Here is a 13,476-nt window from a genome sequence, read left to right as displayed (position 1 = left end):
ATCTACCAGTTCCTCCAGACTCGGAGGCAATAACTGGATTTGGTTTTGGATGTACGGCTTGAATACTACCTTATTTGACCTTGTCCCCATGCCTTTAATTTACAAAATCTCTCCCGCTTATACAAAAAAACCGCCTCATAATTTTACTTATGAGACGGACTCTTCGTCAAAATCACCAGCCGTCTGTCAGGCTTCAGTGATCCCGCTGGGACTCGAACCCAGGACCCCAACATTAAAAGTGTTATGCTCTACCGGCTGAGCTACGGAATCGCACTTTAACTGCTTTTGTTTAAAGTGGTGCAAATATAGGAGTATTTCGTTTCCTGTGCAAGCCTTATTTTAATTTATTTTTTTGAGTTTTTAAGGGCTTCATAACCAGCTTTCTACATTTTCAACATTCCGATTTTCCCGCCGTTGCCGGCCAGCAGTACCAATTTTCCGTGTTTGGCCTTACGGCAAACATTAAAACTGGCAGTGTCAATCTGCTTCCAGGTTTTGCCCCCATCGGTGGTTATATTACTTCCGGGGGTACCGGTGGATAGGAAAATGTTATCTTTCAAAAATTCAACCGATGATTGAAAACCGCCGGGCTGAATAGTGGATGTTGCTAAACGTACGCCCGCGTGAAGGTTAAGTATAGTTATAAGAGAATCGGCTTTTTTATCATGAGCATAGTCGCCGCCTGCTATTACTCCATTGTTTCTGCCAATTGCTAAAGAAAATGCTCCTTCACTAGCCTGGCCATGAGTTATTGGCAGCGGTGCATAATGCCACGACCCATTATAGATTATCAGTCTTGCAACAGTTCCTCCTGATGAAATATAAATTTGATTGCCTGTTGTCCGTAGGCAGGTGCCGCTGGCTGCAAAGGCTGCCTCGCCCTGCAGAGCAGTTGGCGCGTCGTTGAATGGGTGCCATGTTTCACCGCCATTATTAGTTTCCATCAACAGAAATTTTCCGTTGATCGGATCGCCAAGGATAAAACCATGCTTTCCATCTGCAAAATCCATCGCATCAAAAAAATAGGTAGTATCGGTGTTTCTGTATTTTTCCTGCCAGGTATTACCGCCATCGGTTGTTTTTAAAACAAGGGCAGGGGTGCCGGAGCTCATAATCACGGCATTTTTGTCTGAGAAAGCCTCGATATCCCTGAAGTCGGCCTTTTCAAATCCTTTTACCTGCTGCCAGCTCCAGTCTTTGCCACCGTTACGGGTAATGCCAATACAGCCCCGGTTGCCGCTTACCCAGGCGATGCTGTCGTTAACAACCGATAGGCCGCGAATACTGGTTGGCTTGCCCTCCTGCAGCTGAATAATGCTTTGGGCATGTAACGAAACAGAAAGAAATGTAAATAAAACAGTGATTGATAATTGAAATTTTCTCATAAAATGGAGCGGATTATCTTAATGATTTACCCGAAATTAATTTTTAAAAGCCCGGTTTGCAACCAATTACAGTTTTTTATATTTATTGGTAATTTTTGTACGAAAAACTTATATTTGCAGCCCTGCCCGGATGGCGAAATTGGTAAACGTTGCGGTCTCAGAAGCCGTTGAGAATTGTCTCTTGAGAGTTCGAGTCTCTCTTCGGGCACATCCTTTTAAGTCTTTAGTCGATAGCCTAAAGTCCGGAGTCAAAGAAATATGACTCAAGACTATCGACTGAAGACTTTAAACTTAACAGCCCAGGTGGCGAAATTGGTAGACGCACCATCTTGAGGGGGTGGCATCCGTAAGGTTGTACGAGTTCGAATCTCGTCCTGGGCACAAAAATCCTTGCTTTTCTTTATCACAGGTCATTTGACTACGGTCAGTAAATGTTGATTTCCAGGAGTTGTATTGGAGGTAAGCTGTTTGTTGTTTTCGGGAAACTTTATCGTATTCACTTCTTTTTGTAACAGCGCAACCTGGTTTTCAAGTACTGCAAGCCGGAGGTTTGTCAAACGGGTTTCGGTTTCCCGGTCGGCTCTGTTTTGCTGTATCTCTGCCTTCAGATTATAGTACATGGTTGTAACCGAAGCGACAATACTGGCAGTGCTAACGACAGTGAGAATGGCATTTTTTATGGTGATGCCTTTTATTTGATGGTCTTCCAGATTAGACATAGTTTTAATAAATATAGTGTTGAATAAATGAGAGGGCGAAAAATTTAAGATTCAGGGAATTGAGGGGTAAATATTTAAACCTATTGCCAAGGATGCAATAAAATTCAGATACTTGTAAATGCTATTAGACCTAAGGGATTTTAAAGTAAAGCTGTTTAAACGCGTTGATAGTATACCAGAAATATTAAATAAAGGGTATTACCCTTCTATAGACGGATTACGGGGCATATCGATTTTAAGTGTAATATTTCGTCATTTTTCTCTTAATGAAAGTTGGGGAGTTTGGATAGACGGCACGATAGGCATTCATATTTTTTTTATTATTAGCGGATTTTTAATTACTACGCTTTTACTAAAAGAAAAGATTTCTAAAGGCTGCGTATCCTTGAAGAATTTCTATATCCGGCGAACTCTCCGAATCTTTCCCGTTGCTTACTTATATATTTTAACATTAATAGTTTTAAGCAACATATTTGACTTTTCGTTATCGTCTAAAAGTATATTAACGTCAATATTTTACCTTAAAAATTTCCCCATTGCAAGCGAGTGGTACACCGGGCATTTTTGGTCATTATCGGTTGAGGAACAATTTTATTTAGCCGCACCTATTGTGCTTATAACCAGTACTAATAAATATATAAGGATATTGCTTGCGTTGTTTATTTTAGTACCCATTATTGACTATGTTGGCTTTCATAACATTGGTATCTTTTACTCCGTTCGATGGGTGCATGTGTTAACTTTTTTATTTTTAGCTTTATTTAATCAAGGCACTTTGTACATTTTACTTGGTTCTCTCTTTTCAATTCTGATATTTAAGAAAATAATTATTGTGAATAAGAATAGTAGTTATTACCTAAGTGCTGTACTATTTTTAATAGCCGTCTTTATACATTTTTCATATCTATCCGGTTCGGTTCCTTATTTATCTTCCACGATCTTTGCGGTTTTAATTGCTTTTGTAATAGTTTTAAACCTGACAGAGAATAATTTACTGACATGGATTTTAAGTAATCCACTATTAGTGAAATTGGGTATCTTATCGTACAGTTTATATATATGGCAGCAGGTCTTTACATCAGATCAGCCTTGGAAAAAGGCCTTTATTTATTCAGATAGTATCTTATTTAATCTTTTTGCTTTGCTAATAACCGCTTATTGTTCCTATCATTTTTACGAAGTGAAGTTTTTAGCATTAAAAAAGCGCTTTAAATAAAGGGCTTAATTTTGAATTTACGTACTTGCAATCTCTTGCCAGCCTGTTCCATTATATAAGTTTAACTTTTTTGACGTTTTATTATACACAATCAACCCCTCGGATGGCGTGCCAATAGAATCCCGCTGTGTAGTTGTCATTCGAGGCGGCAAAAATCCGTTTGTGGTACTATTAAGGGTCAATACCGCTGAATTATCATAGTTTTCATCTCCAATGGATACGTGATTAGTATCAGCAAGCCGCATTATAATTTTATAATCGCCGCCGGCCGTGCTGAAATCGAAGTTATACCCCGCGCCATTTCCAAAGTTCAGATTGCGGCCAGTCAAACCAATGTGGCCGGACCCTGTAGTTGTATCAGCAGCGCCTCCGATTACCGCACCTGCGGACATATTGGTAGTGCCAATAACTTCAATACCCCCTGGATTTAAGTTCAGAACACTCGAAAAAACATTGTTTTGCGCCGTATAAAATGCCAAGGTGGAGTAAACAGAGCTATTTGACGATGTTTCGGTGGCAGCAATATAAGCGTACTCGCGTACGTCATCGATGCCTGTATATGCATTAATTGCCCTAAAAGATATTTTAGAACCCGTTCCGTTTGCCTTAGTTCCTTGATTTATGAGAACCAACGGCGTACTTATTCCAGCACTCAAATCTTCCCGAGCTATGATTATACCACCACCTATTCCAATAGTCCATCCTGTAGACTTGTATTGGTAAATCCCTTCCCCATATGTTCCCGCATCTGTCTGATACACTTGCAATCCAATCGACGGTGATGTGATGGCCAGTCGTTGTGCCTTGGTCATGCGGGGGATCAGAACGCCTTGTGTGGAGCTGTCGGCTTGTAATAATGCCGAGGCATCTTTTGTGCTATTACCAAGATATATACCGCCATTGTTTACATTTATATCGCTGCCATCAAATGTCAATTTTGAAGAGCCGCCGAATGCACCGGAACTGTTAAACTGTATTTGTTTATCAGCACCTCCGGGTGAACCGCTTCCACCAGACGGTGTTATCCATTGCGTATTACCGTCTGCACCGTCAATCTTTGCAAGTACCTGCCCTGCTGAACCGCCTGCCGGTATTTTAAACAAGCCTGTTATTTGTGCCTGTAGTTTGCCTATAGCCCCCAAAATGGTATCCGTCGCCGTTACAGCAGTTGCGCTGCTAAAGCCTATGCCGGTTAATATGGCCGAAATTACCCTGGCGGCTGTAAGGTAGAGATTTGTTGAGCCTTCGGGCACAGCGTCTGTGGTGCCGGGCGACGCCACTATTTGTATATACGCTGAGCCGCTCCAGCGGTATTCTGCATTGGTGTCTAAGGTGACGTAAATTTTCCCGGTTTCGCCGTTGGCGGGGAGCGCGGCAAAGGTGGCAAACTCCAGCACATCATCCACGTAAGACGGCAGCTGTGCCGACGCAATCTTACCCGAACCGTCAAGACCCGGATATCCATTTGCTGTGTTTTTATTTGCGGTATCTTCGGGTGTAAAGCCTAAATTGTCCTGCTTGGCGCTCAGTGCGGTTGCCAGGTTGGGGTTATCTGCCGGCGCGCCGCTAAGGTTCGCGAAAGAATTATCCTGCCATTTGGTATTATAATCGGTGTCGTCTACTTTTACCAGCACCTGGCCGGCAGCGCCGCCCGCTTGTAGTCCCGTTCCTAAAAGCGATACGGCATCACCCCAAACACCCGCTGTTTTTGGACCGAACAAAGTATAGCTGGAGGTATTGATATAAAAGTCGCCGTTTACACCTGTTGATGTGTTCGATGGGTTGATTGCACCAAACAGTATGGTGTTGCCGTTCGTGCCGTTAGTCCCGTTGGTTCCTGCTACCCCTTGTGGCCCTTGCGGACCGGTTGCCATGGTAAAGACCTGCGACCAGCTCCCGGCTGATTTTTTATAAAATATACCTGTTAATGTGTTTATATAGCTATCCAGGTCTTTACCGGTACCTGAACCAGGTATGCCGGCTCCGTAAAGCAGCGTTCCATCTGCAGCATTGGCTGCCGGAAGTATATAAACCACCGTCCATACACCGGATATTTTTTGGGCAAATGAGCCGGCAGAAGTATGCTCATTTGCAGTACCGTAAATAAATGTTGGCGAGCCGGTTAATGTTTGTACAACGGCTTCAATTTGATTGCGTATAGGCATGGTGCGTTTTTATTGGATTAGTTGATCGGTGATTTAGCGAATGGTTTATTGCGATGAAAGCAGTTCTGAATATCGTTTTTGATATTCAGCCTCGGTTTTGTTTAGCAGGAGCTTGGTGAGCACGCGTTCGTAGGGCATATTAAGCACTGCGTCCCACCGGGTGATGTCCCCTCCGGCAAGAGAGTTTACGGTGTTGATATACCTGAACTTCTCAAATTCGTGTATACCCGCCCGTCGTTCAAGCGCTGTAACAGGCGATGCCAAAAGCTTGTTTTCGGTGTCCGCAAGCTCGGATAACAGGTAAAAAAATGCCTGGCTACGGGCAGCGCCTCCATTACCCTTAGTTTTTTTATTTCGGTGATAAATTCTTCAGCTTCATACTCATTGTACGCTTTGCCTGTTACCCGGCAATAAAAATAATGGGCAAGTACCTTGCAGCAGGCTTTTAACGAAGGATTGAAATGTTGCTGCCAATCCGCCTCGCCGTTGACTTTGATATGTTCAGCAATTTCGTCGCTGATAATATCCCGTGCGGCCATAAACGCACCGGCTGGTTCAACCGATAAGTTGTTGATCACTTTTACAGTTTTGCCGCCGGGGAAGGTTATCACTTTGGGGATATGGCTGCTGTTATACAAATGTTTTATCTCGTGCGACAGCGACAGCACGGCCTCGCCAAATACAGAGAAGTCAGCCGCATTTTTTACATTTTGCAATTGCTGAACAGGGATACCCGAAAGAATACTGATTGCCTTTATATCGCTCAGGCTGGCTTCTTCCTGTAATTCCATTATCTGGCCGATTGTGATTTCTGAAAGGGACGACGGGATTTGCACCGTTAATTTGCCGGAGGCTGTTTTAAGATTTTTTTGCAGCATATTGATTATTTTATTGAAATAGTAATTTGAAGGCATTGGTTATACGAGCAGGCTTGATGCCGGCGACCAATCATTGTGGATTTGCGGCTTTGGGGCCAGCCAGCTTTTTCTTTTGTTTTTTGCGGTAGAGCTTAACTTATTTAATGCCACATACCGCAGCGGGTCTATCAGGTGGTTCCAGGTATCAACCGGTTCATTTAAGGTACGGCCTGCGCGGTCTGTACGCCACTTGTAGCGGCTCAGCTCCTCGCGCAGGTTTGTGCTGCGCCGTGTTACGTTTAGCTTGTACCGTCTCAAAATATCGATGGAATTGTTTATGCTGTCAGCGCCTTTTTTTGCACCGGTTATTTTCCAGCCAAGCCGCCGCAGGTCTTCTATCGATTTTGGCTCCGAACTGTCTGCTATGATATCCGTGTTTTTACTGATCCCTTTTTGCGTTAGTCGTGCGGAGATGTCGGTATTGGTGAGACCTGTCTGGTATAAAATTTCATCAATCCAAAGCTCGCCGTCTTGCTTATATACCATCACCAGGCCGGTTTCGTCGTTACTAAAGCCAAAATTCAGCCCGGCAGCTATAAGTTTGGCATCGGCCGGAACCTCATCGCACACCAGCCAATTGTTAAAGATAAGTCCGGATACCTTGCCCGTTAATCCCCTGGCATACACCCGCCACTGTTCTTCATCTTCTTCTTTAAGGGCCTCTATTTTCTGTTTGGTTTGGTCCGGCAGGAAAGGGTTGTGCCTGTGGTCAGAAATAATGACCTGCACACCCGGGCGACCCATCACCTTGTCATGTACCCAGAAAGCACTGTTGGGGTTATAGTCGATGAATATTTTTGAACGGGTGCGCAAAGCAAGCTCGCTGTAAATATCATAGCTGATACCGTTCGCCTCATTGATGAATAAATAATCTCTCTTGCCTGATTTCGCGTCCTGCGCGTCGTCGTAACTCTTAAACTCTATAATAGTTCCGTTATGGAATTCAAAAACGCGGTCGGTACGGTTGTAGCTTTTTACCAAAGCCTGAAGCTGCGGCCACGAATAAAATATGTTGTTTGCATCGCGCAGGGCGCCCGCTTTAAGGTTAGGGATGTCCTGGCCCACCACCGTAAAAACCTGCATGGCAGATTCGCACGCCAGGCAAAAAATAACCTGCAGAATGGAATATGTTTTACCGGAGCTTGTCCCGCCCTGGTTAACAATTATCTGCTTATCAGAATAATAATTGTGTTTAAAAAGAATCGATGCTTTTTGTGGGACCATTGTTCAAATCAGTTTGTCTTTAATGTTTAAAGGTTTTTTTCGGGGGATGAAGTGCCATGGTGTTTCTTTTGGCTGATTAGAGAGCAGTAAAAGGGCAACATAAGGCAAGGGCATTAACACTTGCCGGTATTTTTTACCGGCTTAATTCCGGTATACCCCTGTTTTTAAATAAAACTATCGCTACCTTTAACAGGTAAATGTAAAAGGTTGAAATACAATTCAGTGCTATTGGTGGTCAGCATTATGCTGTTGGGGTTGCAGGCCTGCAAAACCGACGCGCCGGTTTTTACCTCAAAAATAACCGTGGTGGGCAAGTGGTATATCAGGCAGCATAATCTTAAGCTGATAAAGGATGGCGCTCAAGTTGGTGAAACTATCCGCACCAGCTATACCAAAGACGACTTTATCCAATTTTTTGCCGACGGTACAGGATACCAGTCTAAACAGAATTCACCCGCCGCAAGCTTATCTACTTTTCATTATACGCTTAAGAATAACATCATCACCATGTATACCGATGGTGCTAAAGGCGTTGATGAAACCATAACCAAACTCACTGAAAATGAATTATCGGTGCATTATGAATCACCGCTCCCCGATCCGGTTGTTGAAGGAAAATTTAATACCGAGATAGATGATTATGCGTTTACAAAGGAATTATAACACCACATCTTTTTCAGCCGGGGCAGGGATGGCGCCGCTATCAAGTATTTCCACTCTCATTACTTTGCTTTCTGCGTCATCTGCAGTTTTGGGCTCATCACGCTGATCCCAGCCCAGCCGCTTAAGGGCGAAAATAGCGCCCGTAGCTGATTGGCCGTGCAGCTTTATTTCGTACAATGCCTGTATCCGCAAAAGGCCCCAGGCCAGCTTGTCTGCATATTTGCCATCGGCCAGGTACTTGTCGAAATCTTTAAGGCTGGTAAAGCCAACAAAAAGGGCCAGGCCGGCATAGGTTGCCGGTTGCGGATCGCGGTCCCACACTTTTTGCATAGCGGCAGGCTGTTCTTTTCCATCTTTTCCGGGCTTGGGCTCCAGGTGAAATTCGCCTTCTATGTATTCAAAATAGTCGTTTATCCGTTTTTCCAGAATTGCTTCGCTGCGTAAATAGGGTTGAGGTGACATTGATGTTATGTTTAATATGCCTATTGGCATTTTGTTTTGGTAAAGATACGGGTTTAAAAATTCAAATCCAAATTTATTTTGAAAAATACAGAATAATTACAGATTTTTCTTTCTTAAAAAATGACCGGTATTTGTAAAATTGACAATAAAGCATATTTATGACGCGGGTAGTTAAAAAATGTTAAATTGTTAACTAATTTTACGAACAGACAACGATTATGGCATTATCTTCGTAAATTGTTTGTAGATTTAATTTATTAATTAAAAAGCATGCGCGGTAAAGGGTTTACCTACCTTCTGTCTATCTTCGTCATAACCTTCATGGCCGTATTTGCGTCGTGCCAGAAGGATAGCGACGTTAAAGACAGCAGCGCAGCGAAAACAAGCGTGGCCGACAGCGTGGTCATGTCCCCCGCAAATATCCTGGCTGTAGCAGGCAAACTTTCTGTTACTATCAAAGATTCTACCTATATTTTTGATGCCTCAAAAGATTCGATAGCCTTTATTAACGTGCATGACGACAGCGACGATAAGAACCGCTATTATGGCATAACCGCGATCAATAAAGAACATAATATGAGCTTTGGTATAAGCTCGTCTGGTTACGTGCACGATAATAAAAATGGCGATGTTGCAGGCAGCCAGTTTTTACTTGGCCCCGGTTATAAAACGGAAGGCTTTCAGTATTCATTGAGCAAATATGCAGGCCAGAAAGACTTTGGTAACATCCATATTGATAAATATAACCAGGACAGCGTGCTGGCGAAGGGTACCTTCCATGCGTGGTTATCGCCCAATGAAAAAGCAGACGCCCCGGTGTATAAAATTGAAGGGACTTTTGATTTAAAGTTAAAATAGCAACGCCCTTAAGCCACCGTTAATTGGTTGAGTGCTCCCAATTAAAATTCCTTACGGCCGTACACGTATCATCTAAACGTAATAATGCCTTTACGTTAAAGCTTTTTCCTCTTCATCTAAGCTAAAAATGGCCTTTTTTAAGTATATTTGCAAAAATCTTAAAATTTAAAAACATTGACAAAAGTATTTATTGCAGGCCTGCCACTACAAGTGGAAGAGGCAGAACTATGTGCTGTGTTTGGTGATTTTGGACCGGTGAAGTCATTAAGAATTATCAAAGACCGCGAAACAAACGAGAGTAAAGGTTTTGGTTTTGTAGAAATGGTTAACGATGATGAGGCGCGGGAAGCGATCAGGTGCATGAATGGCGCCAGCTACTACGGCCGCCGCATTACGGTTAACGTTGCCGACGACAAAGGCCCCGGCTTTAATGGCGGCGGAAAAGGCAACTTCAGAAATAACTAACACAATATTCTGTTTATTGGGAAAGGCTCTCCGATGGTTCGGAGGGCTTTTTTTATACCCAGCCCCTGAAGGTTCGTTGGGTAAGCATTTGAAGGGAAATAATATCGAACATCGGATGTCCAATTTCGAATAATGAAGGAGAGAATTTCGAAGTTGGATGGTCGAAAATCATTATTCGATATTAATTTCCTTACTTAACGTGAGTTCGGTATAAGCGAGGACGCCCTTAAGCTCCGTGCTAGCCTCATGTCTTTATTGATTTCGCAGCGTCCGGAACATTTAAACCTGCAATGCATTATCATCTTCCGATAAAATAAAAAAACTGCGAAAACAAATTTGCATTTCTCTCCTTAACTTTGCGATATGAAACCCGGAGATAAAGTAATCTGCATTAACGATAAAATTGACCCCGACAAGGCTGCGGAGATACGCCAGGATTTCGAGATATGGATAACCCGCGATAAGGAATACACCATACGCGAAATACTGGACAACAGCGGCATTGTAACCGGTGTGCTGCTGGAAGAAGTGCATAACTTCCCTAAGTTTTTTAAATTGATCAACCGTTTACAGGAACCGGCATTTGCTATCTGGCGCTTCCGTAAGCTGCAATACAGCACTAAACCCGCCGAAGCGGAAACGGAGGCTGAAGAATTGGTAAGACAAGCCGAAGAATTAGTTAAAATAGAACGATAAACCCAATACCCCATGGAAAAAAAGTTTGTTTTAGGCGATGTAGTTGTTATGGTTGCTGACGGCCCCAAAATGGCCGTTGAAGGTTACGAACTGACAGAAGACCCTGATACCAAAGTACTGACCGAGAGCGACGAATATGTATCAGTGGTTTACTTTAACGGCACCGAATTTAAACGCGACGTGTTTCACCAGGACCTGCTGCTGTTTATCGACGAGGTAACAGAGTAGTAGTTAAGTCCATAGCTGAGAGGTACATAGTCCATAGTCCATGGTCTATCGACTTAACCAATAAACCATTGACCATAGTGGTTAGATAAATTGCAGTTTCCGCCATGGTTTATGGACTATGGACTATCTACTAAACATGCTTCACGACGATATTACCTTCGAAGACATCAGCTACGCCGGGCAAACCGTTACCGGTGCTGAATACAACGGCTGCACCTTTAAGCGCTGCGACTTCAGCAACAGCGTTTTTCCGAATGACAAGTTTATCGACTGTGTTTTTGATGGATGCAACCTGTCGATGATGAAGCTTCCTAAAACCACCCTCAGCAGCGTTGAATTTAAAAACTGCAAGATACTCGGCGTAAATTTTTCTGAATGCAACGACTTTTTGTTTACCGTTGATTTTAGGGGCTGTATCCTGGATTATTCATCCTTTATGTTGAAGAAGATGCCCAAAACCTGTTTCAGTAAATCAAGCCTGAAAGAGGTAACGTTCACCCAGGCAACCCTTACCGGTTCCGTATTTGATGATTGCGACCTTTACGGCGCCGTATTTAACCGGACAGACATCAGCAGCGGGAATTTTTCGACTGCGTACAACTTTGATATCGACCCTGAGATAAATATAATTAAGAAGGCCAGCTTTTCTGCGCAGGGGTTGCCTGGATTGTTGAGCAAATATCAGCTTAAAATAGTTTAGGCCAGCATACCTGCGTGCAGTGCTGCGATAGCAAATGCCGTTAGCAGCATTATAACCAGCAGTGCTATTGCAGGCCAGGGATCTGGGAGTTTAGCCAGGTTCATGGTTTGATTTTATCAGTTGAAATAAATAATTGTTTCCTGCTTTCTATCATCTCATTCAAATCGGAGTTCTCCAGTAAAATGTTGTTCAGGTAAGCGTCAAGCGCCAGCTTTTTCGCCCGCATTTTCACCAGGGTCGAGAGCCTGTCGCAAATAGCTGCATGTTCTGTAATGGCAGCCTTATAGGCGGCGAGGTCTTTTTTAATCTCCGGGCGTTCCTCGCTGCGGGCTAAGGTTAGCTTAAATTTCAGCTCATTTATCAGTTCGCGCGCGGCATCGGCCATCATGTCGTATTTTTCATTTACAGAGAAATTCAGCAGGTTAAGCTTATCCAGAAAATCGTAGACGGAACCGGCCATGGTTGATACATCTTTCCGGTCTTTTTTGCGCTGTAAAGCAAGTAAAGCCACGTTCTTAGCCATCTCAAACTGCGTTGGTAAATCGGGTACAGGTTTATCAGTATCATCCGCCGGGAGTTCTTTTACCAGCTGCGTACGTTGGTCTGACAACAGGTACCGTTCTATAAAATGCTCGAAGCTAACAAGGCTAAGCCCATAATATTCACCAAAGCCGCCGCGCACCCCCTTCCAGATTGCCTCCGGAATTTCGTTTAGCCGGATGGACGGATAATGTTTGATAATATTGTCTGTAAGCTCGTTAACCAGGTAGTTGCGGTCGGCTTCGCTTATTTCTTTTGTATTGGTATCCATAAAAGCCTTGGCCACGCTTATTAATACCGTGTTAAATACATCCTTTTTGGGGAGCCGGTTCACCATTTCCTGCTTCAGTATTGCCCAGCCGCTGTTAGCTTTTGCAGGAAGATTAATGTTTTTTTGCGGATCTTTCGCAGATGTTTCGCGCGCCTGCTGCATCCGCATGAGGCTTTTATTCAACAGTCCGCGCGGATTCGATTCATTTCCGGGCCCTGTCATATATCCTCCCTCATGGTAACGCCGGTAAACTTTATCGCGGCAGCAAAGCCACGTTGCGGCTGATGGTGGTTAACTGCTGCAGATCTTTCTTTTTTTGCGGAACTTTTTTCTTTCTGTTTCGCTGCAAGGTGTTTAGGCAGCCAGTAATAAAAATTGCGGGCTATTTCCTCAATGGTTTTGTTGTCCAGGTCGCCCAGGTCAATTTTCGAGTCATAAAACGTTCTGAATAAATCGCGCACCTGGTTATTATCTAAACGCCAACGGTCTTTAATCAGGCGGTTATTCCTCGTTTCTGCATAAAAGGCAAAAGCCTGCTCACAGCCTACTACTACTGCTTGTTTTGGTTTTGGTTTATTGTTTTTATTTAGCTGGTCAGCACCCTTGTCTATACTTTGGTCAATACCCTGTTCAGCGCCTTGTTCGTCGCCCTTAAACCTGTCCCTGAAAGTCGCCTCCAGGTCGGTTAACTGATAGGTAGTGTTTGCCGTCCCGTTTACCGATTTATACTTAATTATGCCTGCCGACCGTAACCGCTTGCGCGATCTTTCGAGCGAAGAGCGTGATATTTTTAAATCGGCCATTATTTTTGCCGTATTCCGTTTAAAGGGGTTTACCCAGTTGGCGCTATTGCAAATTTCAAGCAGGTAAAAGTACAGCGCAGTGTCTGTTGCGTTGAGCTCTTGTTTTTCGTGTAACATCCAGAATCCTTTTATTTGTGTGATATAGTTCATATTTTATGTTTTAT

At 43.5% G+C, this 13,476-nt stretch carries 15 protein-coding genes and 3 tRNA genes; 9 read left to right on the top strand and 9 right to left on the bottom strand.

Annotation, left to right across the window (positions count from 1 at the left end):
• Positions 1–197: 197 nt before the first annotated feature.
• Positions 198–270 (bottom strand) — tRNA-Lys (locus Q3W13_RS22045).
• A gap of 113 nt (positions 271–383) precedes the next feature.
• Positions 384–1,385: a YCF48-related protein gene (locus Q3W13_RS22040; RefSeq protein ID WP_302867641.1), complete on the bottom strand. Its 1,002-nt coding sequence runs from the start codon at positions 1,383–1,385 to the stop codon at positions 384–386.
• A 124-nt stretch (positions 1,386–1,509) separates the two neighbouring features.
• Between Q3W13_RS22040 and Q3W13_RS22035 the strand changes: the two genes are divergently transcribed.
• A tRNA-Leu gene (locus Q3W13_RS22035) sits at positions 1,510–1,593 on the top strand.
• A gap of 89 nt (positions 1,594–1,682) precedes the next feature.
• Positions 1,683–1,766: transfer RNA gene (locus Q3W13_RS22030), tRNA-Leu, on the top strand.
• 29 nt (positions 1,767–1,795) lie between these two features.
• Here the strand turns inward: Q3W13_RS22030 and Q3W13_RS22025 are convergent.
• The gene (locus Q3W13_RS22025) at positions 1,796–2,104 is read right to left on the bottom strand and encodes a hypothetical protein (RefSeq protein WP_302867638.1); all 309 of its coding nucleotides are present in this window, start codon (positions 2,102–2,104) and stop codon (positions 1,796–1,798) included.
• 118 nt (positions 2,105–2,222) lie between these two features.
• On the opposite strand from Q3W13_RS22025, the gene Q3W13_RS22020 reads away from it, so the two are divergent.
• Positions 2,223–3,320: an acyltransferase gene (locus Q3W13_RS22020; protein WP_302867636.1), complete on the top strand. Its 1,098-nt coding sequence runs from the start codon at positions 2,223–2,225 to the stop codon at positions 3,318–3,320.
• A gap of 17 nt (positions 3,321–3,337) precedes the next feature.
• On the opposite strand, the gene Q3W13_RS22015 is transcribed toward Q3W13_RS22020, so the two are convergent.
• The 3 genes from Q3W13_RS22015 to Q3W13_RS22005 all read right to left on the bottom strand — a co-directional run bounded on the left by Q3W13_RS22015 (position 3,338) and on the right by Q3W13_RS22005 (position 7,626).
• A complete protein-coding gene (locus tag Q3W13_RS22015) occupies positions 3,338–5,485 on the bottom strand; it encodes a hypothetical protein (protein WP_302867633.1) in 2,148 nt (715 codons plus the stop codon).
• A 185-nt stretch (positions 5,486–5,670) separates the two neighbouring features.
• Positions 5,671–6,363: a hypothetical protein gene (locus Q3W13_RS22010; RefSeq protein ID WP_302867631.1), complete on the bottom strand. Its 693-nt coding sequence runs from the start codon at positions 6,361–6,363 to the stop codon at positions 5,671–5,673.
• Positions 6,364–6,402: 39 nt separating this feature from the next.
• The gene (locus tag Q3W13_RS22005) at positions 6,403–7,626 is read right to left on the bottom strand and encodes a PBSX family phage terminase large subunit (protein WP_302867629.1); all 1,224 of its coding nucleotides are present in this window, start codon (positions 7,624–7,626) and stop codon (positions 6,403–6,405) included.
• Positions 7,627–7,833: 207 nt separating this feature from the next.
• Between Q3W13_RS22005 and Q3W13_RS22000 the strand changes: the two genes are divergently transcribed.
• Positions 7,834–8,289, top strand: coding sequence for a lipocalin family protein (locus Q3W13_RS22000; protein WP_302867628.1), 456 nt, complete (start codon positions 7,834–7,836; stop codon positions 8,287–8,289).
• On the opposite strand, the gene Q3W13_RS21995 is transcribed toward Q3W13_RS22000, so the two are convergent.
• Positions 8,284–8,751 (bottom strand): terminase small subunit, encoded by a 468-nt coding sequence (locus Q3W13_RS21995; RefSeq protein ID WP_302867626.1) that lies wholly within the window; start codon positions 8,749–8,751, stop codon positions 8,284–8,286. The two genes, Q3W13_RS22000 and Q3W13_RS21995, sit on opposite strands and share 6 nt — an antisense overlap.
• Before the next feature lie 270 nt (positions 8,752–9,021).
• On the opposite strand from Q3W13_RS21995, the gene Q3W13_RS21990 reads away from it, so the two are divergent.
• The 5 genes from Q3W13_RS21990 (at position 9,022) to Q3W13_RS21970 (ending at position 11,698) form a co-directional block, all read left to right on the top strand.
• Positions 9,022–9,609: a hypothetical protein gene (locus Q3W13_RS21990; protein WP_302867623.1), complete on the top strand. Its 588-nt coding sequence runs from the start codon at positions 9,022–9,024 to the stop codon at positions 9,607–9,609.
• 174 nt (positions 9,610–9,783) lie between these two features.
• Entirely contained in the window at positions 9,784–10,074 is a 291-nt protein-coding gene (locus tag Q3W13_RS21985) for an RNA-binding protein (protein ID WP_302867621.1), read from the top strand.
• 363 nt (positions 10,075–10,437) lie between these two features.
• Positions 10,438–10,770: a hypothetical protein gene (locus Q3W13_RS21980; protein ID WP_302867619.1), complete on the top strand. Its 333-nt coding sequence runs from the start codon at positions 10,438–10,440 to the stop codon at positions 10,768–10,770.
• Positions 10,771–10,782: 12 nt separating this feature from the next.
• Positions 10,783–10,998, top strand: a complete 216-nt coding sequence (locus Q3W13_RS21975) for a hypothetical protein (protein WP_302867617.1) — start codon at positions 10,783–10,785, stop codon at positions 10,996–10,998.
• 118 nt (positions 10,999–11,116) lie between these two features.
• Entirely contained in the window at positions 11,117–11,698 is a 582-nt protein-coding gene (locus Q3W13_RS21970; protein WP_302867616.1) for a pentapeptide repeat-containing protein, read from the top strand.
• Between the two features lie 100 nt (positions 11,699–11,798).
• Here Q3W13_RS21970 and Q3W13_RS21965 read toward each other — a convergent pair whose 3' ends face one another.
• Together Q3W13_RS21965 and Q3W13_RS21960 are read right to left on the bottom strand one after the other, a co-directional pair.
• Complete coding sequence (locus tag Q3W13_RS21965) at positions 11,799–12,731, bottom strand: hypothetical protein (protein ID WP_302867613.1); 933 nt, start codon at positions 12,729–12,731, stop codon at positions 11,799–11,801.
• Positions 12,728–13,462, bottom strand: a complete 735-nt coding sequence (locus tag Q3W13_RS21960; RefSeq protein WP_302867611.1) for a helix-turn-helix domain-containing protein — start codon at positions 13,460–13,462, stop codon at positions 12,728–12,730. Before Q3W13_RS21960 ends, Q3W13_RS21965 begins: the two co-directional genes overlap by 4 nt.
• Positions 13,463–13,476 lie beyond the last annotated feature (14 nt).

This window comes from Mucilaginibacter sp. L3T2-6, from assembly GCF_030519355.1.
GTDB lineage: Bacteria > Bacteroidota > Bacteroidia > Sphingobacteriales > Sphingobacteriaceae > Mucilaginibacter.
This window is presented reverse-complemented; position numbering and strand designations above follow the sequence as displayed.